The following is a 26,336-nucleotide window of genomic DNA, read 5'->3' on the forward strand; positions in this document are numbered from 1 at the left end:
CCGAGGGGGTCGGTGCCGAGGGGGTCAGTGCATGTAGAGGCCGCCGTCGACGTTCAGGGTCTGACCCGTCACGAAGCCGGAGTCCTCGCTGATGAGGTACGCGATGGCCGCCGCGATGTCGCGCGGGGTGCCGATGCGGGGGAGGACGCCGTCGGCGGCCATGGCCGTCTTGCGCTCCTCGGTGAGGGTGCCGCCCATGATGTCGGTGTCGATCGGGCCGGGGGAGATCGCGTTGACCGTGATCCCCTGCTGACCGAGCTCGCGGGCGACGCTGCGGGTGAAGCCGATGACTCCGGCCTTCGCGGCCGAGTAGGCGGTCTTGCTGAAGGTGCCGCCGCCGCGCTGGGCCGAGACGGAGGAGAGGCTGACGACGCGGCCGACTCCGCGGGTCACCATCGACTCGACCGCGCGGCGGGTGGTGAAGTGCACGCCGTTGAGGTTGATGTCGATGACCCGCTGCCACTCCTCGGGGGTGACCTCGAGGTAGGAGACGGGCGAGGCGACTCCGGCGAGGTTCACGAGGGCGACGACCGGGGGGAGCGCCGCCTCGAGCGTGTCGAAGGCGGCGCGGACCTGGGCGTCGTCGGCGACGTTCGCGCCGGCGCCGGCGGCCTGCACGCCGTGCTGCTCGGCGATCTCGGCGGCCACCTCCTCGGCCGCCTCGGCCTGGAGGTCGATGATGCCGACGTTCCAGCCCTGCTCGGCGAGGTGGTGGGCGGAGTAGCGGCCGATGCCGCGGGGGGAGGCGGCGCCGGTGAGGACGACGGTGCGGGACTCGGGGAACATGGGTGCCTTTCTGACGACGGTGTCGGAGGGTCTCGTGCGGGGGGTCAGGCGATCGGAGCCGGGCCGAGCTCGTCCATCAGCTTCTTGATCGCGACGTAGGCGCGGTTGCGGTAGGCGATGAGGTCGGCGGTGCGCTCGGCGGGCACGTCGAGGTAGCCGGCGCCCGACTTGGTGCCGAACTTGCCGGCGTCGACCAGTGCGGCCAGCGACTCCGGAGTCGCGAAGCGCTCGGGCCAGCGGGTCTGCAGCGAGGCGTAGCAGAAGGCGTAGACGTCGAGCCCCGCCATGTCGGCGATCGCGAACGGGCCGAAGACGGGGAGGCGGAAGCCGAAGGTGGTGCGGACGATCGTGTCGATGTCCTCGGGGGTCGCGATGCCCTCCTCGACGATCTGCGTCGCCTCGTGGAACAGCGCGTACTGCAGGCGGTTGAGCACGAAGCCGGTGGAGTCCTTGACCCGCGCGGTCTCCTTGCCGGTCGCCGCGACGATCTCCTCGGCGAGCGCGATCGCGCTCTCGGAGGTGCCCTCGTGCGGGATCAGCTCGACGCCGGGGATGAACGGCGCCGGGTTCGAGAAGTGCACTCCGAGGAAGCGCTCGTGGTTCGCGACCGCCTCGGCGAGCGAGCCGATCAGGATGGTCGAGGTGTTCGATCCGATGACCGCGTCGGCGCGGGCCGCGGCGCTGATGCGGCGCAGGGTCTCGTGCTTGATCTCGATCTTCTCGGGCACCGCCTCCTCGATGAAGTCGGCGTCGGCGACGGCCTCCTCGATCGACGCGGCGGGCGAGAGGTTCTGCCGGATGCGCTCGACGGCGTCCTCGGGGAACAGCCCGTCGGCGACGAACTGCGCGGTCTCGGTGAGGAGCCGCTCGTAGTTGCTGCGCGCGATCTCCTCGGAGATGTCGGCGATGACGACGGTGGCGCCCGAGAGCGCGAGCACCTGGGCCATTCCGCCGCCCATGTAGCCGGAGCCGACGACGGCGATTCTGCGTTCGGTCATGACAGTGCTTCCTTAGTTCGAGGTCCGCGCCGCACGGGGCAGCAGCGAGCGGATGTAGGTCTGGTTGGTGCCGCACATGCCGAGGCTGTCGCCTCCGTAGTGCTCGGCCAGGAGGATTCCGCGGAAGCCGCCCTCGACGGCATCTCGGAGCACCTGGCGGTAGTTGATGAGCCCGGCCTCCATGGTCGAGGGGACCGAGGTCGCCCACGAGCCGTCGGCCGACTCGTCACGGGTGTAGTTCTTCACGTGCATGTAGTTGGCGTAGGGGAGGGTCTTGGCGAAGAGCTCGCGCCAGTCCTCGACGGGGCGGTGCAGGCGGATGAGGTTCGCGACGTCGGGGTTGAGGCCGACGTTGTCGAGGCCGACCTCCTCGACGAAGCGGACGGCGCTGTCGGCGGTGCCGAGGTAGGTGTCCTCGTAGAGCTCGAGCGCGAGGGGCAGCCCGACGTCGGCGGCGTGCCTGCCGAGCTCGCGGATGCGGCTGACGGCCGCGTTCCACACGTCCGGGTCGTCGGGGTCCTTCGGGCCCTCGGCGGTCCAGAACCAGAGCGCGCGCTTCTGCGCCGCGCTGAACGGCTGGTGCAGGCCGGTCGAGAAGACCTGCATGCCCCACTCGGCGGCCGCGTCGATGGTGCGGTGCGCGTAGGCGAGGTTCTTCTCCTCGTGCCCGGGCATGATCACGCTCTGGCGCTGCAGGTGCACCGAGGGGATGCCGATGCCGTGCGACTTCGCGATGCTGAGGAACTCGTCGCGCCGCGAGGGCTCGAGATCGGCGGGGCGGACGTGGCTGTCGGCGAGCTCGGCGAGGGTGAAGCCGACCTGCTCGACCTGGGCGAACATGTCGTCCCAGACCTCGGGGGCCGCGTCGTGCAGCGCGACGCCGTCGCGGCCGACCGGAGGGATGCCGTGCAGGCAGGTGGCGATCGGCCAGGTCTCGGCGGTCCAGCTGTCGGGGTTCCAGTCGACGTCGTCCCAGGTCTGGGCTCCGCCGCTGGGCGTGACTTCGGTCATCGGTGCTCCCTTGCACTCTGTGCGGCCCGCGTTGGACGCACAAAAGATCCTATAGGAAATATAGTGCGGGATCGCCGGGCTGAACACAAGGGGCGGACACGCCGATGGCGGGGACCCCCGGAGGGATCCCCGCCATCGGCGGTGGTGCGACTGCCTACTTCAGGGTGGAGCGGACCGCTGTGCGCGCCTGATCGAGGGCGGACCGCAGGGCGGCGACGCTCTCGGGGGTGACTCCGCCGCGCGAGACGGCGGTGCGGAGCTCGGCCCGCAGCTCGTCGCGGAACTCCGTGAGGAGGACCTCGGCGTCGCGCAGGGCGAGCCGGGAGGCGGTGCGCGCGTCGGTCGAGGCGGGCGCGGTCGGTGCCTCCTCGGGGGCGGTGCCGTCCTGAGGGCGCGGCTCCTCGGCCGAGTGCTCGGGAGCGTGCTTCTCCGACGGGCCGCGGGCGTCGCGGGCGGCGCTCGCCAGGTCGGCGCGCAGGCTCTTCATCGCCTCGGCGACGCCGAGGCGCACCTCGTCGGCCAGGCGGCGCACGGAGTCGGTCAGCTCGTCCTCGATGTCGCCGAGGTCGGTCGCGCGGTCCGCCAGCTCGGCGCGGCCCGCGTCGGTGATGGAGTAGACGGTCTTGCGGCCGTCCGCCTCCTTGGTGACGAGTCCCTCCTCCTCGAGCTTGGCGAGACGCGGGTACACCGTGCCGGCGCTGGGCGCGTAGGTCCCGCCGAAGCGCTCGCTGAGCGCCTGGATGAGCTCGTAGCCGTGCTTGGGGGACTCGGCGAGGAGGCTGAGCAGGTACAGGCGCAGGCGTCCGTGCGCGAAGACGGGGCTCACAGCAGGCCTCCGTCGGTGGGGCGCGAGCCGGCGTCGGGCGAGCCCCAGCCGGCGTGCTCGTCGACCGGAGTCGGAGCGGTGGCGCGGCGGACCACGGTGACGTCGCCCGAGACCGAGTTGGCGGCGATGTCGATCCACTGCGAGTCGAGCGAGCCGGTGGTCGAGGTGTAGCCGCGGCCGAAAGTGCCGCGGACGACCGCGCCGTCGAGCTGGAGGGTGCCCGAGACCGTGTTGATGCGGTACCGGGCGCCGAGGCTCTCGTCGATGCGTACCGTGAGGTCACCGCTGACGGTGTTCGCCTGGATCTGGTCGGGGGTGCCCTCGGCGTCGACGAAGACGCTGCCCGAGACGCCGTCGACCGAGAAGCGGGTGAGGTCGCCGGCGGCGGTGACGTCGCCCGAGACCGTGTGCGCGGTGACGCGGCCGGTGTGGCTGCGCACCGACAGCTCGCCGTGCACGGTGTTCACCTCGATGTCGCCGTGCAGGCCGTCGAGGACGATGTCGCCGCCGACCGTGGAGACGCGGGCGTCGCTGTGCAGGCCCGAGACGAGGCCGTCGGCCGACACGGTGTCGAACTTGAGCTCGACGCCGCGGGGCACGAGGAGGCTGACGTCGGCGCGGTCGCCGCGGCGGCCGAGTCCCTTCACGACGTCGACGATCGTGTCCCAGCGCAGCTGGATGTGGTCGATCTCGAGACGGTCGCCGTCCATCGAGATCTTCAGTGCACGGCCGTTGACGCTGTGCACCTCGACGCGGGCGGTCGGCTCGTCGTGCGCGATGACGTCGATCTGACCTCCGACCAGGGCGATCTTGACGGATCGGACGACGTCGAGATCGACGACCTTCGATTCGCCGGCCTGAACGAGCCATTTCTCGAGCGACATGGTGCTCCTCCTCCTGCGCCCGGGTGGGCTTCTGACACGCGATATAACGCGAGTTGTTGGAAGACACGATATATCGCGTGTGCGCAACGGGCAACAGGGATTCAGCCCTTCGCCAGGAGAGGTCCTTGACCTTGACGCGGCGTCAACGCCTACCGTCGGACACGACACCGGCACTCCGCCGGTGCGGGGAGGTGCCGATGCGCGACTGGCCGATCGCCGAGGTCGCCCGCCTGGCGGGGACGACCAGCAGGACCCTCCGCCACTACGGCGCCGAGGGGCTGCTCGAGCCGAGCCGCGTGGCGGCGAACGGCTACCGCTACTACGACGCGGAGGCGCTCGTGCGGCTGCAGCGCATCCTCCTGCTGCGAGACCTCGGGCTCGGGCTGCCGGCGATCGCCGGGATCCTCCGCCGCGAGACCGACGCGGCAGAGGCGCTCGAGCGGCATCTCGACCGCCTCGAGGAGGAGTGCGAGCTGCTGCAGCGGCGGATCGCCGCGGTGCGCAGGACGATCACGACGATGAGAGGAGGGGAGGAGCTCATGGCGGACGAGATGTTCGACGGCTTCGACCACACGCAGTACCAGGACGAGGTCACCGAGCGCTGGGGGTCGGCCGCGTACGCGGACGGCGACCGCTGGTGGCGCTCGATGAGCGCGGCCGAGAAGGAGGAGTGGCGGCGCGCGCAGACGCAGCTGGCCGACGACTGGCGGGCCGCCGCCGAGGCGGGCGCGGACCCCGCCGGCCCCGAGGCGCAGGCGCTCGCCGAGCGGCACCGTCGCTGGCTGGGCACGATCCCGGGGACGCCGCGGGACGCCTCCGGAGTGCCGAGCGGCGAGTACCTGCTCGGGCTCGGCGAGATGTACGCCGCCGACGAGCGCTTCGCGGCCCACTACGGAGGAGTCGCCGGCGCGGCCTTCGTGCGCGACGCCCTGAGGGTGCTCGTCGAGGGCAGGGGCTGACCGGCGGCGCGGCCTCTGCTAGACCGGGCGGATGGACGAGATCGAGGCACTGCAGGAGATCGCCGGGCTGCTCGAGCAGGAGCGCGCCTCGAAGTACCGCGCCAAGGCGTTCCGGAAGGCGATCGCGGTGCTCGAGGCGATGCCCGGCACCCAGCGCGAGGACCTCGCGGCGGTGCGGCGCGCGGCGGGCATCGGCGACACCACCTTCGCGGTGATCAGCCAGGCGCGGGAGGGGCGGGTGCCCGACTACCTCGCGGAGCTGCGCGGCACCGCCTCGCTGCCGGTCAGCGCCCTGCGGAGCCGGCTGCGCGGCGATCTGCACAGCCACAGCGAGTGGTCGGACGGCGCGACTCCGGTCGCCGCCATGGTGGACGCGGCCCGGGCTCTCGGTCACGAGTACCTGGCGCTGACCGACCACTCGCCGCGGCTGCGCGTCGCCCACGGGCTGAGCGCGGAGCGGCTCGAGGAGCAGCTGGAGCACCTGGCGACCCTCGAGACGGGCACGCTGCGGCTGCTCAGCGGGATCGAGGTCGACGTGCTCGACGACGGCGCGCTCGACCAGACAGACGAGCTGCTCGACCGCCTCGACGTCGTGGTCGCGAGCGCCCACTCCGCTCTGCGGATGCCGAGCCGCGAGATGACGGCGCGGCTCGTCGCGGCCGCCTCGGATCCGCGGACCGATGTGCTCGGGCACGTCACGGGCCGCCTCGTCGGCGGCGAGCGGGGCACGCGCCCGCCGTCGACGTTCGACGCGCGCGCCGTGTTCCGGGCCTGCGCCGATCACTCCACCGCGGTCGAGATCAACGCGCGACCCGAGCGCGAGGATCCGCCGGACGAGCTGATCGCCCTCGCGATCGAGGCGGGCTGCCTCTTCTCGATCGACAGCGACGCCCACGCCCCGGGCCAGCTGGGGCTCCTCGACTACGGCGCCGAGCGCGCCGAGCGCCTCGGCGTGCCCGAGGAGCGGATCGTGACGACCTGGCCGCTCGAGCGGCTGCTGGAGTGGACGCGCGGCTGATCGCATCCCGGCGGCTTCCGCGGTATCCCTTGACAGGACGGCCTAGCGGGTGTTCTGTTCGCGCGCAAGTGGTGAAATCCCAGGCGTTCGCTTGGCAGTCTCAGGGTGGCCGGATTCCGTCTCCGGCCTGCTCCCCGTACCGACGAGATCCAGGTGAACCGTGGCCGTGCAGACCGTTCTCGATGCCGTGCGCAGCGCGCCGACCCTGCTCGAGGCGATCCGGGCCGCTGACGAGCTGACCATCGCCGCGGTGAGCGACGGCGGCGGACGCGCGGTCCGGCTGCTGACCCGCGCCGCCCTCGACCCCTCCGACCAGCTCACCGCCCTCGCCGCCGTGCACTCGCTCGCGCAGGTCTTCGACGAGGAGGCGGACCTCGCGCTCCTGGCGCTGCTCGCCGACGAGCGGGCGTTCATCCGCGAGCACGCCGCGTGGGCCTTCGGCGGCCGGCTGCCCCGCCCCGCGGCGATCGGGCCGCTGCTGGGGATGCTCCGCGAGGGGGGATTCGCGGGCATGCTCGCGCAGCGCACCCTGCTCCTCTGGGCGCCGTCGACACCTGACCTGCTCGCGCTCTCGCTCGAGGGCGCGCTGCTCGGCGAGCGCGAGTTCGACGTGCGCGCGCGCTACGCCGAGACCCTCGGACTCGTGCCCGGAGCGATCGCCGAGCGCAGCCTCCTGCACCTCGCGGCCGACGACGGGGAGTGCTTCGAGGTGCGCATGGCCGCCGCGGACGCCCTGGGCGAGCGCCCGTCGGACGATGCGGCGCTGCTGCTCACTCGGCTCGCCGACGACGCGGGCCAGCTCGGCGCCGTCGCCCGCCTCGCGCTCGCCGACCGCACTCCCGCCACCGCGTCGGCCGCCGGGCCGACGGTCGCGCAGCTCTTCGTCCACGCCGACATCGACGGCACGCTCACCCGCGTCGGCGCCGGGGACAACGGCGGCATCGCGACCCTCCTCGTCCGCCTCGGCGACGCGCTGGCCGAGCAGGGCGTCGAGCGCGTGCTCACCCTCTCGCGCGGCACCCCGGTCGAGGCCGAGCGGGCCCTCGCCGAGCTCCCGCCGGTCTCGGGACACGGCTTCGCTCCGGTGCCCTTCGTCGGCCTGCCCGTGCCGATGCCGCAGGCGTGGCCGCGCCGCGTCGCCGCCGAGCGCGGCATCCGGCGCATCCTGCGCGCGGCCGGCCGGGTCGACGTGCTGCACCTGCGCATGGCCGACGTCGGCTCGCTGGCGGCCGCCGCGGTCGCCCGCGAGCTCGACATCCCGACGGTGTTCACCGTCGCTCCCGACCCGCACGCGCTCATCGCCGGGCTCGACGCCTCCGGAGCGCTCTCGCGCGCCGACTTCGGCGATCGCGACGCGGCCGAGCACTTCTGGTTCCGGGTCCGGCTGGTGCAGCGCCTCGCCGCCGACGCCGCGCACACCGTGCTCTTCCCCCGTGCGGACCTCGCCGAGACCATGCGCGAGCTGATCGGCATCGACATCACCGCTCATCCCGAGCGCCACTCGATCGTCCCGGAGGGGATCGACGTGCGCCTCGTCGAGCGCGGCGAGGAGGCGGCGCGGCTCGCGGCAGCGGGCGGGACGGTCGCCGCCGACGTGAGCGACGATCTCGCCTCGCTCGACCAGCTGCTCGCCGAGCTGCCCGAGGAGCGGCGCGCCCTGCCGCTGCTGCTCAGCGTCGGCCGCCTGCACCGGGTCAAGGGCATGGCCGCCCTCGCCGAGGCGTGGGCCGGCGATCCCGCGCTGCGCGAGCGCGCCAACCTCGTGCTGGTGGGCGGCGACCTGGCCTCGCCGAGTCCCGACGAGCGCGAGCAGCTCGACCGCATCACCGCCGTCTCGGCGAGCGGCCTCCTGCTGGCCGGTCACCGGCCGAACGGCACGGTCGCGCGCTGGCTCGGTGCCGTGCGGCACGGCCGCCCCGGCCTCGCGGCGGCGGGCGGCGCGTACGTCTGCGCGAGCGTCAAGGAGGAGTTCGGCATCGCCCTCCTGGAGGCGCTCGCCGCGGGCCTCGTGGTCGTCGCGCCGGCCGCCGGCGGGCCGGCCACCTACGTCGAGGACGGCGTCACCGGACTCCTGGTCGACACCTCCGACACCGGCGCCCTCGCCCGTGCGGCGGGCGACGCGCTCGACCTGGCCGGCGGACCGCTGGCCGGAGCCGCCGCGGAGCGCGGTCGCGCGATGGTCGCCGAGCGGTACACGATCCAGGCGATGGCTCGCGCGCTGACGGGTGTCTACGCGCAGGCGACCACCGAGCAGGAGCGCCCGTTCCACTCGGGTCTCGTGCTGGGGGCGTCGTGACGCTGCTGATCGTCAGCCCGGACTACGCCTCGCACCTGCTCCCACTCGCGACCCTCGGCACCGCCTGGCGCGACCGCGGAGAGCGCGTCGTGGTGGCGACGGGGGAGGCGACCCGCGCCATCGTCGACGGCTTCGGCTTCGAGCACATCCCCCTCCGCCTCGGCCGCGGCTCGAACGCGGGCACGATCCGGGCCGAGGAGCAGGCGCCCGACGAGGGGGACTCGCTCCGCGGCTTCTTCGACGCGACCCGCCGGGGCATGGTGCCGACGCTGGCCTACCAGGCCCGCGAGCGCCTCACCGATCTGCTCTGGGACCCGGCCGGCGTCTCCGCCCGCCTCCGCGAGATCCTCGACGAGGTGCGGCCCGACGAGATCGTCGTCGACCACCTCGCCTTCACCGCCCGGGTCGCCCTCCGCGCCCTCGGAGTGCCCTACGGCGACGTGGTGCTCGGCCACCCGAGCGCGCTGACGGTGCCGGGCGAGGTCTACGGCTTCCCGCCGTTCTGGCCCGACGCCTTCGCGCCCGCGCCCGAGGAGACGGCCGCGCTGCGGGAGCTCTGCGAGCGCGTCCGCGACTCGTTCACCGCCGAGTGGAACGCGGCGCTGTCCGCCCTCGATCCGGCCGCGCCGCCGAGCACCGACGCCTTCGCCGAGTCGGGCGACGTGCTGCTGCTCAACTACCCCGAGGAGCTGCACGACCCCGCCCGCACGGCGCAGCTGCCTCCGCACGCCTTCCTCGGCTCGGCCGTGCGTGCCGAGCCGGTCGACGACGAGGTCGAGGAGTGGCTCGGCGCCTCCGACGCCCCGCTCGTCTACGTGAGCTTCGGCAGCTTCCTCTCGGTGCGCGACGACGTGCTCGCGCGGGTGGTGGCGGCGCTGGCCGAGGTCGAGCTCGACGGCCGGCCGGTGCGGGTCGCGCTCGCCTCCGGGGCGACTCCGCTCTCGGCTCTCGGCGACGTCCCGGCCGGCTGGCTGGTCCGCGGGTTCCTCCCGCAGGTCACCCTGCTGAGCCGCGCCGCCCTCGCGATCACCCACGGCGGCAACAACAGCGTGACGGAGTCGATGACCGCGGGCGTCCCGCTGGTGGTGCTGCCCTTCTCGACCGACCAGTTCGCCGGAGCCGCCGCGCTCGAGGACGCGGGCGTCGCCGAGGTGCTCGACCCCAATGCGGCGACGGTCGCGGAGCTCGCGGACGCGGCGCGGCGGATGCTCGCCCTCGACGGCGACGCCCGGGAGCGGCTCCGCGCCCTCTCGGCCGCCCTGCGCGAGGCTCCGGGCCCGGAGCGCGCCCACACGGCTCTGTCCGGGGCGACCGCCCGCCGCTAGCCTGGCGCGATGGGACCCCTGCGCGCCGAGACCGACGTCGAGCGCGCCCGCTGGGTGCTTGACGCCCTCGGCCCGTTCGGGAGCATCGAGGGGATCGTGCCGCCCGTCTTCGAGGCGGCGGTGCGGATCCTGCACCCGGCGGACGCCGTGCGCTGGCGCGACGTGGCCGAGCGCGAGGGGACGGTGCTGCACCCGCTCGCGCAGTGGAACGACCTGGTCGCCGCCCACCCCGACGAGTACAGTCCGCCGCGGACGGGCGAGCTGCCGCTCGACGAGCTCGCCGCGATCGCGGGAGTGCTCGCGCGCTCCACCTCGACTCCCGACGACTGCCTCGCCGCCTTCTGGGAGGGCTTCGGCGTGCTGACGGGGAGCACGACCATCCTGCTCTCGCGCGCCGACGGCGGCGGGGAGGACCCCGCGTGGATGTCGGACACCCGCCCGACCGGCTGGGAGCACCCCGAGATCGCCGCGGCCGAGTACCTCTCCCTGCCCGGTCGCGACTGCCTGCTCTTCGCGCTCGACGTGCGCGCGCTGGCCGACACCGGCTGGGCCCGGGACTCCGGCTTCGCGGACGCCTCCGGGACGACCGTGCAGACTCCGATCGCGATGTGGCCCGAGGACCGCGCCTGGTACCTGGCGAGCGAGATCGACTTCGACTCGACGGTGGTCGGCGGCTCGCGCGAGCTGATCGACGCGCTCGTGGCGCTCGCCGCGGAGGGGACGATCGAGGCGCTCCCGCTGCCCGCCGAGGTCGACCTGACCAGCACCGGCGACCGCGTCAACGGGCGGTCACGATGAGCGAGGACGACGAGCGCTGGCTCGTGGTCGGCGGGCGCCGGTGGCGGCGGACCGACCCGAGCCTCCCCGAGGACGTCGTGGCGGCGCTGACCTCGCACCTCGGCCGCGGGCGCTCGGGTGTGCGGGCCGCGAAGGGCGATCCGGAGGCGGTGGCCGCCGCCCGCACGCGCGTCGGCCTCGCGAAGCACGGTCTCGGCGAGCGCGGCCCCGCGTGGTGGGACGAGCCCGAGGCGGAGCGCCTCGCCCGCGCCCGCCAGGCGCTGCACGACCTCGACGCGCTCGACGCCTAGCTCGTCCCCGTCCACCAGAGGGCGCTCACGTCGGACCGACCATACGGATGTGGCACACTGCCGGGTGCCGTGTCGCGGGGCGTCCGACGGGCGTGACGGACGAGAGGAGTGCCGGATGGCGGAGGAGCTGCGGTGACGGCGACGGCACTGCCGCTGCGGTCGCCCGACTGCGGCTCCGCGACGGTGATGACGCGTCGAGGCTGGTGGCTGCTCGTCCTCTCCGTCGTCCTCCCCGGGTCCGCCCAGGTGCTCGCCGGCTCTCGGCGTCTGGGTCGCGTCGGACTGGCCGCGACCTTCGCCCTCGGGGGCGCCGTCGTCCTCCTGACGATCCTGTTCCTCGTCCTCCCGGCTGCGCTCCTCACCGTCCTCACGTCGGACAGCGCCCTCCTCGCCCTGCAGGCCGTCCTCGTCGCCTACGGACTGCTCTGGATCCTCCTGACCCTCGACACCCTGCGGCTCGTCCGCCTGATCCGCGTCCGGTCAGCGGCGAGGCGGGGGATCGCCGTCACCGCCGCTCTGGTGATCGCACTGTCGGCGGGCTCGACCGGGTACGCCGCCGACCTGGCAGGAGTGTCGAGGCAGCTGCTGTCCGACGTCTTCCGCGACCGCGCGGCGGCCGCTCCGGTCGACGGCCGCTACACGGTCCTGCTGCTCGGGGGCGACGCGGGCGAGGATCGCGACGGGCTCAGGCCCGACAGCATCTCGGTGCTGTCGATCGATGCGCAGAGCGGCGAAGCGGTCGTCATCGGCCTGCCCCGCGACCTGCACAACATCCCGTTCCCCGAGGAGTCGCCCCTGGCCGAGCTGTACCCCGACGGCTATCCCGCAGAGGACTGCAACGTCGACACGTGCCAGCTGAACTCGATCTACACCGAGGTGCAGCTGAAGGAGCCGGAGCTCTACCCGGACGCCGAGGCGGCGGGGAGCTCGCCGGGGATCGAGGGCATGCGCGACGCGGTGAGCGGGATCCTCGGCCTCCCCGTGCAGTACTTCGTGCTCATCGACATGCAGGGGTTCGCCGACCTGATCGACGCGCTCGGGGGAGTGGACATCACCTACACGGGCTCGGACGACCTCCCCTTCGGCGGCACCCTGGACGAGGACGGGCAGCTGCAGGGAGTGAACGCCTGGCTCACCCCGGGCGAGCACCACCTCGACGGCTCCAACGCCCTCGCCTACGCCCGCTCGCGGTACGGGAGCAGCAACGGCGACTACGACCGGATGCAGCGTCAGCGCGAGGTGCAGGCGGCGATCGCCGAGCGACTCGATCCCGTCGACGTGCTCGCGCGGTTCCCGGCGATCGCCCGCGCCGCCTCCCGCGTCCTGACGACCGACGTGCCGCGGGGCGCGCTCGGCGACCTCCTCGCACTCGCACTCCGCGCGAGGTCCCACCCGCTCGGCACTCTCGAACTGGTGCCGCCACGGGTGATCCCGAGCGACCCGGACTACGACGCGATCCGGGCCGACGTCGCGGCGCTCCTGTCGGGCGGAGACTGAGGCGCCAGGGGGTCTCAGTGCAGCAGCGACTCCGCGAGCGAGAGCGCTCCGCGCACGCCGGCCTCGTCGCCGAGGCCCGGGCGGACGACCCGCACCGGCCCGCCGCCCGTGCCAGTCGCCCCGGGTGCGCCCATCAGCCGTTCGACCTCGGCCTCGACCGCCGGGACCAGACCGGATGTCTTCGAGACTCCTCCGCCCACGATCGCCAGGCGCACCCCGGCCACGTAGGCGAGCGTGGTCACGAGCTGCGCGAGGTAGTAGGAGCTGAAGCGGAGGTTCGCCGCCGCGTCCTCCGCGCCGAGGCGCGAGCCGTCGACTCCCCAGCGTGCGGCGATGGCGGGCCCGCAGACGAGCCCCTCGATGCAGTCGCCGTGGAACGGGCAGATCCCGTCGAAGCGGTCCTCCGGGTGGCGCCGGGGCAGCACGTGGGCGACCTCCGGCCAGCCGCTGCCGGCGAGGAGGCTCCCGCCCGAGACGAGGCCGCCGCCGACCCCCGTGCCGACGGTGAGGTAGGCGAAGTCGGGCACGCCGACTCCGGCTCCCCAGCGCGCCTCGCCCAGGGCGGCGCCGTTCACGTCGGTCACGAGTCCGAGCCGTGCCCCGGGTGCCGCGGCCCCGATCGGAGCGAGCACGTCGGCGCCCTCCCAGTCGAGCTTGGGGGTCGAGGTGAGCCGCCCGTAGGCGGGGGAGGAGGGGTCGACGTCGAGCGGGCCGAACGAGGCCATGCCGACGGCCGCGACCGTCCCCTCCACTCCGGGATCGCGCACGAACGCCGCGAGGCCCGCCAGCGTCTCGTCCGGTCCGCGCGTCGGCAGGGTGGTCGTCGCGAGGATCGTCTCGGGCGCCGACGCCGCCGCGACGGCCGCGACGACCTTCGTCCCTCCGGTCTCGATCCCGACGAGGAGGGGTGCGGTGCTCACTGCTCGCGCCGCGTCAGCAGGGCGAGACGGTGCTGATCGCGCGCGAGAGCGTGAGCTCGCTGCCGAGCACGAAGGCGTAGTCGAGGTGCAGGCGCTTCAGCGAGTCGACCGTCTCGGCCGGCACGCAGGAGGGGTAGCTCAGCGAGATCGGCGCGCCGTTCGCCGCAGCGACGGTCGCTCCCGAGAGGGCGTCGGCGAAGCCCTCGCCCGAGGCGATGTAGGTCGTGTCCACGAGCGGCGCCGGCGGGTAGGCCTCGTTGATGAGGCGGCTGGTGGCGTAGCGGCTCGGGCCGCCGATGCGAGTGGTGTCGTCGACGGCTCCGGAGGCGGTCAGCGCGGTCTCGATGCCGGCCGAGATCGATGCCTCCTGGCCGATCACGACGGCGGTGGACGGATCGAGGCGCTTCAGCGCGGACGTGGTGGCCGCGTCGAGGCCGCCCTCCGCTCCGTCGACGAGGAGCACGGCCTCGCCCGCGCGACCGGCCACCGGGGCGACCGAGAGGGCGTCGGGGAAGTTGCCGCCGGTCGCGAGGAACACCTCGTCGGCCGAGCCGGCCGGGAACGCGTCGGCGACGATCTGCCGCGACGTGTCGTAGCGGTCGGTGCCGCCGATCCGCTCCACGTCGCCGACGAGGGCGTCGATCTGCGAGTACACGGCGGCCGAGACGGTGTCCGCGCTGCCGACGACGATGGTCTTCTTCGGAGCGAGTCGCGTGATCTCGGCCGACACCGTGGCGGGCAGGGCGTCGGGGTCGGTCAGCAGCAGCGAGCCGCCCTGGACCGCCGCCGCGGGGCCGGCGCTGAGCGCATCCGCCCACTTCGCTCCGCTCGCGATGTAGAGCACGGGGACGCCGGGCTGCACGCTCTGGGTGGTCGCGACCGAGGTCGCGTAGCGGTCGCCGCCCTCGATCCGCGCGGACGAGAAGGAGTAGGCCCGGGGAGTGAAGTCGATGCCCGACACGGCCGCGTCGCCCACCACGACGCTCGTCGCCGCTCCGACCCAGTCGGTGTGCTCCCAGAACTCGTCGGCCACGGCGGGCACGCCCGATCCGGCCGGCTGCTCGAGGACTCGGACCGTGTACGACCCCGAGGGCAGTGCCGGCAGCGAGTAGACGCCGGTCGCCCCGCTCGCCAGCGTGGTCGTCGTGGAGGCGGCGAGCTCCGCCTCGTCGAAGGACGTCCCGTCGATCGACCACGCCTGCACGACGTAGTCGTGGCTCCCGGCGACGCCGGCGGGCGAGGTGATCGAGCCGGTGATCGGCGCTTCGGCGGCGGAGGCGGGGCTGGCGAGCCCGACGGCGGCGAGGCCGCCGATCGCGACGGAGGAGAGCGAGAGCAGGAGGGCGTGGCGGCGGCGAGGAGTCACAGGAGTCTTTCCGGACGTCGCGGCGGGCCGCGGAGGACACGATGTCTCTGAATGCTATCGGGCGGTGGAATCGAGCCTGACCCCCATTGGGGTCTGCTCGATCGGGTCCTACGGGCAGACCGTCAGCGACTCCAGCGGCGCCGCCAGGGTCAGGCGGCTGCCCAGCAGTGTCGCGTAGTCGAGGTTGTTCCTCTGCAGCGCGGTGCGGGTGTCGCGGGGGAGGCAGGTCGACTCGCTGAGGTACAGCGGGGCGCCGGCTGCGGCGGCGACCGGGCCGACGGCGAGGGCGTCGGCGAAGCCGTTGCCGAAGGCGAGGAAGGCGGTGTCGGTCAGCAGCGACGGCCGGTAGGCGTCGTTGAGCTTGCGGCTGGTGTCGTTGCGGTCGACGCCGGCGATCCGGGAGACGGTCCGTACGGTGCCCGAGGACTCCAGGCCGGTCTGGATGCCCTGCGAGATCGAGGGGGCGCGCCCGAGGAGGACCCCCTCGGTCGCGTCGAGGTCGGCGATGGCGGCCCTCGTGGGCGCGTCGAGCTCGGGCTTCGCCCCGTCGACGAGGAGGACGGGCTCGCCGCGTCGGCCCGCGATCGGAGCGACGGACAGCGCGTCCGGGAAGGCGTTGCCCGTCGCCAGGAAGACCGTGTCGTAGGAGTCGGCGGGGAACGCGTCGGCGACGAGCCTGCGGGAGGTGTCGTAGCGGTCCGACCCGGCGATGCGGTCGACCGTGGCGTCGGTGAGGCTCGCGATGTCGTCGACGACGGCGTCGCTGACCGAGAGGGAGCTGCCGGCGACGACGATCCGCTTCGGGTCGAGGCGGACGATCTCCGCGGCGACGACGTCGAACAGCTTGTTCGGGTCGGTCAGCAGCAGGGCGCCGTCCTGTGCGGCCGCGGCGGGGCCGGCGCTCAGGGCGTCGGGCCAGTTCGCGCCGCTCGCGATGTAGAGGACGTCGACGGTGTCGAAGGTCGACTTCGTGATCGCGACCCCGGTCGCGTAGCGGTCGCCGCCCTGCAGGCGCGAGACGCTCGAGCCGTAGATCTTCGGAGCGAAGTCGATACCGGTGCGGCCGGCGGCCGGGACCGTGGTGAGGGCCTGCTCGGTGAGCCTCGGGAGCTTCGAGAAGTACTGGTCGTCGTAGGCGGGGTAGGCGTCCTCGGCCGAGCGGAAGACGTACTCACCGGCGGGGATCGACGGGAGCGACCACGGCACGGCGGTCGTCGGGGCGCCGCCTGCGGGGGCGTCGTCGTCGAGCTTGTAGAAGGCGTCGCTGCCCTCCTCGTACCACCAGGCCTGCACCTCGAGGGCCGTGGTCGCGACTCCGGCGACCGCGTCGGCGGTGACCGAGCCCGAGACCGGGGCGGAGCGCGGGAGGGTGATCGTGAGGCCCCCGGTCGTCGCGGCGAGAGGCGCAGCCTCGACGGGGATGGGGGTGTCGTCGCCGTACCAGACGGGGTACCAGTCGGAGTCGCCGATGACCGACGCCTCCAGGTAGTAGTTCTCGCCGCCGGGGAGAGTGATCGAGAACGTCGACTCGACGACGACCGTCGACACCTCGACGAAGGCGTCGTTCTCGACGCGGAGGGAGTACGCGGCGCCGGCGGGGGCGGGGTGCGCCTCGTCGACGTCCGACAGCGCGATGGTGCCCGAGAGCACGACCTCGGCGCTGCCGGTCTGCGCGGTCTCGCGGCCGCTCTTCTGGCCGGTGGAGGCGGCGGTCGCCGCAGCGGCGGGGCTCGCGGCGAGCCCCGTGGTGAGGAGCGCAGCGGCGAGGCCGATCGCGGCGAGGGAGGCGAGGGGGCGGCGTGAGTTCACAGCAGATCTTTCGAGAGGATCCGCGGTGGGCCGCGGGCGGACACGTGTCTGAATGCTAGCCGCCGATGTGCTTCGAAGTTCCCTGGCGGGGCGGAGGGAAGGCCCCCAACAGGGGGCCCTCCGTCATCGGCCGCGCGACGCGTAGTAGTCGGTGACGACCTGCTGTCCCGGCTTCGCGTACATGCAGTAGTCGGTGTTCTCCTCCGTGTCGGCCGGATCGTAGAGGGCGACCGGCCAGTCCCAGAGGGCGAAGCCTCCGACCCAGTCGCGCGAGCGGCACGCCTCGAACATCTCGCTCAGGTACTCGGCCTGCGCCCGCCCCGACGGAGCGCCCTGCAGCGTCCAGTCGTTCGGGCGCTCGGGAGACGTGTCGCGGCTCGGGCAGCCCGCCTCGATGAAGAGGAACGGCTTGCCGAAGCGGCGGGCGACCGGCTCGATCCGGTCGAGCTGCTGCTCCCACTGCCCCGTCGGGTAGTAGCCGCTGGCCGAGATCACATCGACCGCGTCCCACCACTCGACGTGATCCTCCTGGTACTTGTCGCAGTTGTACGTGACGATCCCGGAGTAGACCGCCCGCACCTCGGCGACGAGGGCGCGCCACTCGGCCTGGCGCGGATCGGCGCGCACCATCTCGCAGCCGATGCAGAGCATCTCGGCCCCCTCCTGCTCCGCGATCTCAGCGAAGTGGACGATGTACTCGGTGTACGAGGCGAACCAGTCGCTCCAGTGCGCCTCGCCGGGCACGTCCCAGTCGAAGAAGCCGATGTAGCCGCGCCAGAGCCCGTCGCGGCAGTTGACCGTGGGCTTCAGCACCGCCTTCCAGCCGCGCTCGTGCACCGCGCGGATCGCCCAGCGCACCTCGTCGTCGGTCGGCGTGGGCGCCTCCCGCCACGGGATCTCGGTCGAGACGACCGTGTCCTGCAGCGTCGCGAAGGCGATCGTGACCCAGTTGAGGCCCAGCGGGCGCATCTCGTCGAGCGAGTGCTCGGCCTGCGGAGTCGCCCAGGTGCCGCGGACTCCCGTCCAGCCCCAGGTCATCCCGGAGAAGTGCTCATCGAGAGCGGACAGATCGACGCTCATGCGGTCACCGCCGTGAGGAGCGCGTTGGCGCTGCGGAGCACCTCGGGCGCGGTGAACGCCTCCGGAGCGACGCCCGACGCCGTGCGGACGTGGAACGTGACGCTCTCGCCGGGGAGCAGGGTCACGAGCATGTCGTCGACCTCGGCGTCCGGAGCGGCGACATCGGCCAGGAGCGCCAGCTCGCGGACCAGGGTGCGCGCGGTCACGGTGACGTCGACGCCTCCCTCGACCGCGTGCGCCTCGGTCTCGAGCACGGCCTCGCCCAGCGACGAGTCGCGGAACTCGGAGAAGAACCAGAGCCCGCGCTCGCCGCCGAACTCGGCGACGAGCAGCTCGGAGGCGGCATCGGAGGGGGCTCCGAGGTCGAGCGGCACGCGGAGGGTCGTCCGCGCGGGCACCTCGATCGCGAGCGAGCTCTCCTCGAGCACCGCCCCGTCGAACGAGCGGCGCGTGCTCCGCAGCGTCGCCGTCCAGTCGGCGTCGGTGTCGTTCGAGAGCGACGCCTCGAGGCGCTCGCCCTCGGGCTGCACGGTCACGACGCGGTCGGCGAAGGCCGCGCGGATCGCGTACCAGAGCGGCTTCCGCCTCCCGTAGCCGTCGACCGCGGCCCACGAGACCACGGGCCAGTTGTCGTTGAGCTGCCAGACGATCGCGCCGGTGTTGTGCGGCTGCAGCGAGCGGAACCAGTCGAGCGCCGTGCGGATCGCGAGCGCCTGGTTGAGGCCCATCGCCCAGTGCCACTCGGGCATGGTGTTCGGCAGCGGCAGGTGCGCGACGAGGCCGTCGGTGAGCTTGACGTTGCCCTCCATCGCCTTCTGGTGCACGAGCATCGACGGCGACTCCGGCGTGAGCGGCTCGTCGGGCATCGCCTCGGCGAGCGTCGCCCAGGTCGGCGGGCCCTGCCAGCCGAACTCCGAGACGAAGCGCGGGCGCACCTCGCGGTAGCGCGGGTAGTCTTCGCGGTTCCAGTGCTCCCAGAGGTGCGTGGTGCCGTTCAGCGCGTCGTTGGGGTGCTGGGAGCGGTCGGGCGAGAACGGGCTGCCGGGCGTGTAGACCACGTGCGGCGCGAGCTCGTCGACGATCCCGGGGAACACGTCGTAGTAGTACCCCTCGCCCCAGGTGCGGCCCTCGAGCCGGGCGTCCCACCCCCACTCGACGCGGCCCCAGATGTTCTCGTTGTTGCCGTTGAGGATCACGAGCGACGGGTGCGCGCCCAGGCGGATGACCGCCTCCCGCGACTCGGCGACGATCTCGGAGAAGAGCGGCTCCTCCTCGGCGTAGGCCGCGCACGCGAGCAGGAAGTCCTGCCAGGTGAGCAGACCCAGCTCATCGGCCGCGTCGTAGAAGTCGTCGCTCTCGAAGATGCCGCCGCCCCAGACGCGGATGAGGTTGATGTTCGCGTCGGCGGCCTGGGTGAGCCGCTCACGGTAGCGCTCGGCGTCGATGCGGTGCGGGAAGGTGTCGTCGGGGATCCAGTTGACGCCCTTCACGTACACGGGCCGGTCGTTGACGATCAGCACGAACGGGGTGCCGGCGTCGTCCGGAGTCGTGTCGGCGCGAACGGTGCGGAAGCCGATCCGCCTCGTGCGCTCGTCGAGCACCTCGCCGCCCGACTCGAGCGAGATCGCGAGGTCGTAGAGGTTCTGCTCGCCGTAGCCGCGGGGCCACCAGCGCCGCACATCGGCGACGGTGAGCCGGAGTCGCGCCTCGCCGCCCACCACGGGGGCGCGGAGAGTGGTGCCGCCGACGCTCGCGACGACCTCGAGCGCGGAGTCGCTCACGGAGTCGACCGCGACGCGCACGTCGACGACCCCGTCGCTCCCGTCGACGTCGGCCGAGACGACGGTCTCGGCCAGGCGCGCCGTCGACCACGACTCGAGGAGGACGGGGCGCCAGATGCCGCTGGTCGAGGTGTCGAGCCCCCAGTCCCAGCCGAAGCTGCAGGCCATCTTGCGGATCGAGTTGTAGGGGTGGTGGTTCACGTGCGGCCGGTACTCGAGCTCGAGCGAGGCGCGGTCCGCCTCCGGGACGGGGGCCGCGAAGACGACCTCGAGCGTGTTGTCGCCGTCGACGAGGCGGTCCTGGACGGGGACGCGGTAGGTGCGGTGCTGGTTGCGGCTCTCGAGCACGGTCTCGCCGTTCAGGCGCACGGTCGCGACGGTGTCCAGACCCTCGAAGACGAGGTCGGCCCGGCCGGCCGCGGCGGCGGAGGCGGTGAAGGTGGTCGTGTAGCGCCACGAGGTGCTGCCGATCCACTCCTGCAGCTTCTCGTTGGTGCCGATGTACGGGTCCTCGATGAGGCCTGCGGCCAGCAGATCGGTGTGCACGGTGCCGGGGACGACGGCCGGGATCGGGCCGGCGCCGGCGACGGAGCGGGGGACGAGGCGTCCGGGGAGCGGTTCGACGCTCCAGCCGTCGTGGAGTCGCACGGTGGTCGGTCGGACGGTGTCCGGTCGGCCGGTGTTCAGTCGGTCAGGCGTCGTCATTTGGTGGCCCCCCTGGTGATGCCGTTGTAGATGAAGCGCTGCAGCGAGACGAAGATCACGAGCGTCGGGACGATCACGATCAGCACCCCCGCCGCGATGATCTGCTGCGACGAGCTGAACGGCCCGATGAAGCGGAACAGCGAGGTCGAGACCATGTTCAGCTCGGGCGTCGGCATGTACAGCAGCGGTATGTAGAACTCGTTGTAGATCGCGATCCCCTTGATGATGATCACGGTGACGACAGCGGGCTGGAGCAGCGGCAGGATGATGCGCCAGTAGATGCCGAAGCGGCTCGTTCCCTCGAGCATCGCCGCCTCGTCGAGGCTCTTCGGGATCGACTGCATGAACTGCACGAAGATGTAGATCGAGACGATGTCGGTGCCCGAGAAGAGCAGGACCGCCGCCCAGTAGGTGTTGACCAGGCCGAATCCGTTGATGACCTGGTACGTGGCGACCTGGGTCGTGACTCCGGGCACGAGCGTCGCGATCAGGAAGAGCGCGAACACCGCCTTCTTGGCCCGGAACTCGAAGCGGTCGAGCGCGTACGCGGCCATCGTGCCGATCAGGATCGTGACGATGATCGACAGCGTCAGCACGAGACCGGTGTTGGCGAAGCCGCGCAGCATGTCGCCGCCGACCCAGGCCGTGCCGAAGTTCTCGAAGTTGAGCCAGTTCTGCGGAGGAGTGATCGGCGAGGTCGTCGCGTACTCCTGGGCGGTCTTGAAGCTCGCGAACACGATGACGACGAGCGGCAGCAGCAGCAGGAGGCTGAACACGATCAGCGAGGCGTACTTGCCGAGCACCGCGAGGAACCGCCGGATCGGGTGGGGGGTGAGCGAGCGCTCCCGGGGCCGCGTCGGTGCGGCGAGTGCGGAGGTCATGACGTCTCCTGTCGGATCAGTTGAGGGCCACGTCGTCGTCCGGCACGAGCCGGCGCTGGACGTAGGTGACGAGGAGGACGACGATCAGCAGGATGACCGCCATGGCGGAGGCGAAGCCCACCCGCTGGAAGACGAAGGCCTGCTGGATCGTCGTGATGACGAAGGTGGAGCTGCCGTTCGAGCCGCCCGTCATGATGTACGGGATCTCGAACACCGACAGCGATCCTGCGATCGCGAGGATGAACGACAGGCTGATGATGCGCTTGATGCCCGGCACGATGATGAAGCGGAACTTGTGCCACGAGTTGGCGCCGTCGAGGTCGGCCGCCTCGTAGATCTCGTCCGGGATCGACTGGATCGCTCCGAGGAACAGCACGAAGTTGAGGCCGGTGTAGCGCCAGATCGACACCCCGCCGAGCGAGACGTTGACCCACGACGGGTCGCCGAGCCAGAGCGGAGTGGTCCCGGTCTGCGCGAGGCCGAGACCGGCCAGGGTCGCGTCGAGCGTTCCTCCGGGGCGGAAGAAGAAGAGGAACACCAGTGCGATCGCCACTCCGTTGAGGAGGTAGGGGAAGAAGATGATGCCCTTGAAGAGATTGCGGAACCGGGTGTCGAAGCTGAGCAGGGTCGCGAAGTAGAGCGCGATGAACATCTGCACGAACGAGGCGGCGAAGTAGTAGAGGCTGACGAAGAAGACCTGGAAGTACTCCGGCTTCGTGAAGATCTGCAGGTAGTTGTCGAGGCCGACCGGGTCCTTCTCGAGCGAGATGCCGTCCCAGTCGGTGAACGAGTACCAGATCATGTTGCCGACCGGGTAGTAGGTCAGCGTGATCAGCAGGACGAGGGGCACCGCGAGGAACAGCAGCGGCGTGATGCGCAGCTCCCCGTTCGGGCCCCGCAGCCCGCGACGGCGCTTGACGACGGGGGAGGCGCCGGCGAGCGCCCGGGTGGAGGCGACGCCCGTGGCGCCGATGATCTCGGTCATGGCTTGTGTCCCGCTGGTCGGAGTGGATGGAGACGGGATCCGGTGGCGGGACGCGAGCGCCCCGCCACCGGAGTCGATCACTGGAGCGAGGCGATGCCCTCGGCCCAGCGGGAGTCGAGATCGGCGAAGGCCGACTCCTTGTCTCCGTCGGCGGCACCGCGGGCGATGTCGACGAGCTTCTGGCGGTAGATGCCTCCGGTCAGGTCGACCTGCGATGACTTGATGATGTCGGCCTGCACGCTCTCCTCGCCGGCGGGGGCGGCGTCCTGCTCGAGGTACTCGACGCCCAGGTCGGTGAAGTCGGCGAGCGTGTCGGGGTTCGGGCTGTCGACGGCGGTGCCGATGGCGCCGGACTTGGCGGCGTAGTCGGACTCGAGCGTGAACCACTCGATCCAGGCCATGGCCGTCGCCTTGTTGTCCGACTTCTTGTTGATCGCGCTGAAGTAGTCGGGGGCGAGGGTCGCGACGAACTTCCCGTCGGCCTGGTAGGGGAAGGGCATGTAGCCGATGTCGGCGGGGTCGGTGCCGGCGGTGGTGGCCGCGTCCTTCATCTGCTGGATCGCCCAGGAGCCGAGGTACATCGTGGCGACCTCGCCGGTGGCGATCATGGCCTTCGAGCCCTCCCACGCGGTCGTGGTCGGGTCGGCCTCCGAGAGGCCGTTCTTCACGATGTCGAAGAGCAGGCCGTCCGAGATGCCGACGTAGGAGTCGTCTCCCGTCCACGGGGTCTCGTCGCTGTTCAGCGCGTTGGTCGCGTCGGCGTCGCCGAACACGCTCGGGTCGCCGTTCCACTGCGACAGCGGCCACGCGTCCTTGTAGTTCGTGTAGTACGGCGTCGCGTCGGTGTTGTCCTTGATCAGCTGCAGGTCGGCGAGGAACTCGTCGGGCGTGGTCGGCGTGCCGGTGACTCCGGCCTCGCTCCAGACCCTCTTGTTGTAGACGAAGCCCATCGTGTTGCCGAACTGGGCGATGCCGTACGCGGTGCCCTCGTAGGCCTTCGGCGCGGTGAAGCGGTAGGTCTTCGAGAGCTCGTCGGTGGTGCCGAGCGGCTCGAAGAAGGCCGAGAACTGATCCGGAGCGACCGAGGTCGGCAGGGCGAGGACGTCGCCGATGTTGCCGGAGGAGAGCCGGGTCGTGACGTCCTGCTCGTAGTTCGTGATGCCCTCGAACTTGACCGAGGTGCCGGGGTACGCCTCCGTGAACTGCTTCGCGTACTCGTCGAACGTGCCGTCCTGGATGAGGTCGGTGCGCTGGGTGAGGACGGTGATCTCCCCGGAGGGGGTGCCGTCCGTGCCGCCGCCGGAATCGCCTCCGCCGGAGCAGGCTGCGAGGCCGGCGGCGAGAGCGAGGACGCCTCCGACTGCGATGACGCGCCGAATGTTCATGGTGTCTCCTTCGTGATCGTCTTTGACCGACGGATCGAGCCGTGTGGCGGCTGCCCTGTCTCCGGGGGACGGTACACGGGCCCTCCGGAACGAGTCAAGCAATTTGTACCATCGTTGTCATGATCGTGATCGGGGCCCCGATCGCCGGTGCGCGCGGGCCGTACGGCGGTGGAGAGCGCTCGCCGGTCTTCCCGGACGGGGGTGCGTGTGCCTACGATGACATCGTGGGCCAGAGACGTCATCCGCGGGGGCTGCATCCCGTCATCACCGCGCGACGGCCTCTCGGGGGGCTCGTCGCCTCCCTCCGCCCTGCCCGGTGGCGCCTCGTGCTGGCGGTGCTCGCCTACCTGGTCAAGGACAGCCCGATCTGGGTGCTCCCGGTCATCACCTCCTCCGTGATCGACACGGTCGTGACCGGCGGATCGCCGGCGACCCTGCTGGCGCTCGGGGCGGGCGCGCTCGTGCTCGTCGCCCTCAACTACCCGGCGGCGCAGCTCTTCGTCCGGCTGTTCATGTCGACCGTGCGCGACCTCGGCGTCTCGCTGCGCAACCAGCTCGCGCACCGGCTGCAGGAGCTCTCGATCGGCTTCCACACGCGCTCGAGCTCGTCGGTGATGCAGACCAAGGTCGTGCGCGACGTCGAGAACGTCGAGCTGATGCTGCAGCAGGGCGCGAACCCGCTGCTCAGCGCGCTCGGCGTGATCCTCGGCGCGCTCGCCGTGGTCGCGGTGCAGGTGCCCGGGTTCCTGGTGCTGTTCGTGCTGGTCGTGCCGCTCTCGGTGGCCCTCGTCGCCGGCGTGCGGAAGCGCTCGGCGAGCCGCAACGAGCGGTTCCGCCGCGACGTCGAGCACTTCTCGTCGCAGGTCGGCGAGATGGCGTCGCTCCTGCCGATCACCCGCGCGCACGGCCTCGAGGGCGTCGCGACCCGGCGGATGAACCAGAGCGCGCAGACGGTGCGCGACTCCGGCTTCTCGCTCGACGTGCTGAACGGACGCTTCACCGCCCTGGCGTGGGTGGCGTTCCAGTTCCTCTCGATCGCCTGCCTGATCGGAGCGGCGGTCATCTCAGTGACGGGCGTGCTGCCGGTGTCGGCGGGCCAGGTCGTGCTGCTGAGCACCTACTTCGTGATGCTGACCAATTCGATCGTGAACCTGCTCAACCTCGCGCCCCTCATTACGAAGGGGCGAGAGTCGCTCCGCTCCATCGCCGAGGTGCTGGAGGAGCCCGACGTCGAGCGCAACGAGGGCATGGCCACGCCCGGCCGCGTCGTCGGCCGCCTCCGATTCGAGGGGGTGTCCTTCCGGTATCCGGACGCCGACTCCCCGGCCGTGCGCGACCTCGACCTCGACATCCGACCGGGCGAGACCGTCGCGTTCGTCGGCCGCTCGGGCTCGGGCAAGTCGACGGTGCTGAACCTCGCGCTCGGGTTCCTGCGGCCCACCGGGGGGCGGATCCTGCTCGACGAGGTCGACATGAACACCCTCGACCTGCGCCGGGTGCGCGGAGCCGTGTCGGTCGTGCCCCAGGACTCGGTGCTGTTCACGGGAAGCATCCGCGAGAACGTCACCTACGGGCTCGAGGACGTCGACGACGAGCAGGTGCGCCGCGCGCTCCGGGACGCGAACGCGTGGGACCTGGTCGAGAGCCTGCCGCGCGGCCTCGACACCCTCCTCGGCGAGAAGGGCGCGCGTCTCTCCGGCGGTCAGCGGCAGCGGATCTCGATCGCCCGCGCGCTGATCCGCGACCCGCGCATCCTGCTCCTCGACGAGGCGACCAGCGCGCTCGACAGTGAGTCGGAGCAGCTGGTGCAGGAGGCGCTACTGCGCCTGCGCGAGGGGCGCACGACGCTGGTGGTCGCGCACCGGCTGTCGACCATCCGCTCGGCCGACCGCATCGTGGTGCTCGAGGCGGGCCGGGTTGTCGAGTGCGGGACGCACGACGAGCTGCTCGCCGCCGAGGGCGTGTACGCGGGGCTGCACGCGATCCAGGCGGGCTGAGCGGGGGCGGCGCTACCGTGCGTCGCGGGCCGCCCGGGCGCGCTCGCGGATGGCGAGGACGACCGCGGTCTTGGCGTCGGCGTAGGCGTTCATATCGTCCCAGGCGCGCTCGAGCAGTGTCGTCTTGGTGCTCTCGTAGAGGGTGCGCTCCTCCGGGTCGGCGCGCAGGCGGTCGCGGAGCAGGAGGTAGTCGTCGATCTCCCGGGCACCGCGCTCGTAGACGTGCACGTGGACGTCGCGGCCCGGCGTCCGCACGAGACGGTGACCGGGCTCGCGGACCCGGAGCTCGTAGCCCGCCGCGAGAAGAGAGTCGAGGTAGTCCTCCTCCGCGGTGATGTCCGCGACCGCGAGGACGATGTCGATGATCGGCTTGGCGGCGAGGCCGGGGACCGAGGTGGAGCCGATGTGCTCGACCTCGACGCCGGTCAGGGTACCGAGGATCCGGCGGCGGTGCTCCTCGTAGCGGGCGGGCCAGCCGTCGTCGTAGGGCTGCAGCCCGACGCGGAGCGGCTCGGCGCCGCCGACCAGCTCGACGGTCGTGACGTCGGGGCGGCGTGGGGTGCTCATCGGAGCATTCTCCCGCTCGAGGTGTCGTCGCTGCACCAGATGTCTCTGGCCGAGGGCTACGGCGGCGAGGGCGTGCGGGAAGGGCCCGGGCGAGCGATCGGACTCTCCGGCCTCCTGCGCGTACTTCTGCACGGGCCGATCAGCTGTCTGGGGGCGCGAGACGAGTCGCCCG

General features: G+C 72.2%; 22 protein-coding genes. 8 read left to right on the plus strand and 14 right to left on the minus strand.

The window, feature by feature from the left end:
- Positions 1–24 precede the first annotated feature (24 nt).
- The 5 genes from GSU68_RS01450 to GSU68_RS01470 all read right to left on the minus strand — a co-directional run bounded on the left by GSU68_RS01450 (position 25) and on the right by GSU68_RS01470 (position 4,505).
- Positions 25–786, minus strand: coding sequence for an SDR family oxidoreductase (locus GSU68_RS01450; protein ID WP_159905356.1), 762 nt, complete (start codon positions 784–786; stop codon positions 25–27).
- Between the two features lie 44 nt (positions 787–830).
- Positions 831–1,784 carry a 3-hydroxyacyl-CoA dehydrogenase family protein gene (locus GSU68_RS01455; RefSeq protein ID WP_159905357.1) on the minus strand — a complete coding sequence of 318 codons (954 nt, stop codon included), beginning with the start codon at positions 1,782–1,784 and terminating at the stop codon, positions 831–833.
- A 12-nt stretch (positions 1,785–1,796) separates the two neighbouring features.
- Positions 1,797–2,795: a sugar phosphate isomerase/epimerase family protein gene (locus GSU68_RS01460; protein ID WP_159905358.1), complete on the minus strand. Its 999-nt coding sequence runs from the start codon at positions 2,793–2,795 to the stop codon at positions 1,797–1,799.
- A 154-nt stretch (positions 2,796–2,949) separates the two neighbouring features.
- Complete coding sequence (locus tag GSU68_RS01465) at positions 2,950–3,621, minus strand: PadR family transcriptional regulator (protein WP_159905359.1); 672 nt, start codon at positions 3,619–3,621, stop codon at positions 2,950–2,952.
- Entirely contained in the window at positions 3,618–4,505 is an 888-nt protein-coding gene (locus tag GSU68_RS01470) for a hypothetical protein (RefSeq protein WP_244259355.1), read from the minus strand. Before GSU68_RS01470 ends, GSU68_RS01465 begins: the two co-directional genes overlap by 4 nt.
- A gap of 197 nt (positions 4,506–4,702) precedes the next feature.
- Between GSU68_RS01470 and GSU68_RS01475 the strand changes: the two genes are divergently transcribed.
- The 7 genes from GSU68_RS01475 (at position 4,703) to GSU68_RS01505 (ending at position 12,688) form a co-directional block, all read left to right on the plus strand.
- Positions 4,703–5,464 (plus strand): MerR family transcriptional regulator, encoded by a 762-nt coding sequence (locus tag GSU68_RS01475; RefSeq protein ID WP_159905360.1) that lies wholly within the window; start codon positions 4,703–4,705, stop codon positions 5,462–5,464.
- A gap of 31 nt (positions 5,465–5,495) precedes the next feature.
- Positions 5,496–6,482, plus strand: a complete 987-nt coding sequence (locus tag GSU68_RS01480; RefSeq protein WP_159905361.1) for a PHP domain-containing protein — start codon at positions 5,496–5,498, stop codon at positions 6,480–6,482.
- A gap of 160 nt (positions 6,483–6,642) precedes the next feature.
- Entirely contained in the window at positions 6,643–8,778 is a 2,136-nt protein-coding gene (locus GSU68_RS01485) for a glycosyltransferase (protein WP_159905362.1), read from the plus strand.
- Complete coding sequence (locus GSU68_RS01490) at positions 8,775–10,103, plus strand: nucleotide disphospho-sugar-binding domain-containing protein (protein WP_159905363.1); 1,329 nt, start codon at positions 8,775–8,777, stop codon at positions 10,101–10,103. Before GSU68_RS01485 ends, GSU68_RS01490 begins: the two co-directional genes overlap by 4 nt.
- A gap of 9 nt (positions 10,104–10,112) precedes the next feature.
- Positions 10,113–10,901 (plus strand): hypothetical protein, encoded by a 789-nt coding sequence (locus GSU68_RS01495; protein ID WP_159905364.1) that lies wholly within the window; start codon positions 10,113–10,115, stop codon positions 10,899–10,901.
- On the plus strand, positions 10,898–11,191 hold the full coding sequence (locus tag GSU68_RS01500; protein ID WP_159905365.1) for a biopolymer transporter Tol: 294 nt from the start codon (positions 10,898–10,900) through the stop codon (positions 11,189–11,191). Before GSU68_RS01495 ends, GSU68_RS01500 begins: the two co-directional genes overlap by 4 nt.
- 132 nt (positions 11,192–11,323) lie before the next feature.
- Positions 11,324–12,688 carry an LCP family protein gene (locus GSU68_RS01505; RefSeq protein WP_244259356.1) on the plus strand — a complete coding sequence of 455 codons (1,365 nt, stop codon included), beginning with the start codon at positions 11,324–11,326 and terminating at the stop codon, positions 12,686–12,688.
- Between the two features lie 14 nt (positions 12,689–12,702).
- Here the strand turns inward: GSU68_RS01505 and GSU68_RS01510 are convergent, their stop codons facing one another.
- The 8 genes from GSU68_RS01510 to GSU68_RS01545 all read right to left on the minus strand — a co-directional run bounded on the left by GSU68_RS01510 (position 12,703) and on the right by GSU68_RS01545 (position 23,600).
- Positions 12,703–13,608, minus strand: a complete 906-nt coding sequence (locus GSU68_RS01510; protein ID WP_159905366.1) for an ROK family protein — start codon at positions 13,606–13,608, stop codon at positions 12,703–12,705.
- A 13-nt stretch (positions 13,609–13,621) separates the two neighbouring features.
- Positions 13,622–14,974 carry a cell wall-binding repeat-containing protein gene (locus tag GSU68_RS01515; protein WP_159905367.1) on the minus strand — a complete coding sequence of 451 codons (1,353 nt, stop codon included), beginning with the start codon at positions 14,972–14,974 and terminating at the stop codon, positions 13,622–13,624.
- Positions 14,975–15,082: 108 nt separating this feature from the next.
- Complete coding sequence (locus GSU68_RS01520; protein ID WP_159905368.1) at positions 15,083–16,783, minus strand: cell wall-binding repeat-containing protein; 1,701 nt, start codon at positions 16,781–16,783, stop codon at positions 15,083–15,085.
- Between the two features lie 123 nt (positions 16,784–16,906).
- The gene (locus GSU68_RS01525; protein WP_159905369.1) at positions 16,907–17,863 is read right to left on the minus strand and encodes a 1,4-beta-xylanase; all 957 of its coding nucleotides are present in this window, start codon (positions 17,861–17,863) and stop codon (positions 16,907–16,909) included.
- Positions 17,860–20,349 carry a glycoside hydrolase family 2 protein gene (locus GSU68_RS01530; protein WP_159905370.1) on the minus strand — a complete coding sequence of 830 codons (2,490 nt, stop codon included), beginning with the start codon at positions 20,347–20,349 and terminating at the stop codon, positions 17,860–17,862. Before GSU68_RS01530 ends, GSU68_RS01525 begins: the two co-directional genes overlap by 4 nt.
- Complete coding sequence (locus GSU68_RS01535) at positions 20,346–21,230, minus strand: carbohydrate ABC transporter permease (protein ID WP_159905371.1); 885 nt, start codon at positions 21,228–21,230, stop codon at positions 20,346–20,348. Before GSU68_RS01535 ends, GSU68_RS01530 begins: the two co-directional genes overlap by 4 nt.
- Positions 21,231–21,246: 16 nt before the next feature.
- Positions 21,247–22,215: a sugar ABC transporter permease gene (locus GSU68_RS01540; RefSeq protein WP_159905372.1), complete on the minus strand. Its 969-nt coding sequence runs from the start codon at positions 22,213–22,215 to the stop codon at positions 21,247–21,249.
- Positions 22,216–22,292: 77 nt separating this feature from the next.
- Positions 22,293–23,600, minus strand: coding sequence for an extracellular solute-binding protein (locus GSU68_RS01545; RefSeq protein ID WP_159905373.1), 1,308 nt, complete (start codon positions 23,598–23,600; stop codon positions 22,293–22,295).
- Positions 23,601–23,824: 224 nt separating this feature from the next.
- Here GSU68_RS01545 and GSU68_RS01550 point away from each other — a divergent pair, with 224 nt between their 5' ends.
- Positions 23,825–25,597 carry an ABC transporter ATP-binding protein gene (locus GSU68_RS01550; protein WP_244259357.1) on the plus strand — a complete coding sequence of 591 codons (1,773 nt, stop codon included), beginning with the start codon at positions 23,825–23,827 and terminating at the stop codon, positions 25,595–25,597.
- 12 nt (positions 25,598–25,609) lie between these two features.
- Here the strand turns inward: GSU68_RS01550 and GSU68_RS01555 are convergent, their stop codons facing one another.
- The gene (locus tag GSU68_RS01555) at positions 25,610–26,164 is read right to left on the minus strand and encodes a GrpB family protein (RefSeq protein WP_159905375.1); all 555 of its coding nucleotides are present in this window, start codon (positions 26,162–26,164) and stop codon (positions 25,610–25,612) included.
- Between the last annotated feature and the right edge of the window lie 172 nt (positions 26,165–26,336).

The sequence above is a fragment of the Rathayibacter sp. VKM Ac-2759 genome (assembly GCF_009834225.1).
Taxonomy (GTDB): domain Bacteria; phylum Actinomycetota; class Actinomycetes; order Actinomycetales; family Microbacteriaceae; genus Rathayibacter.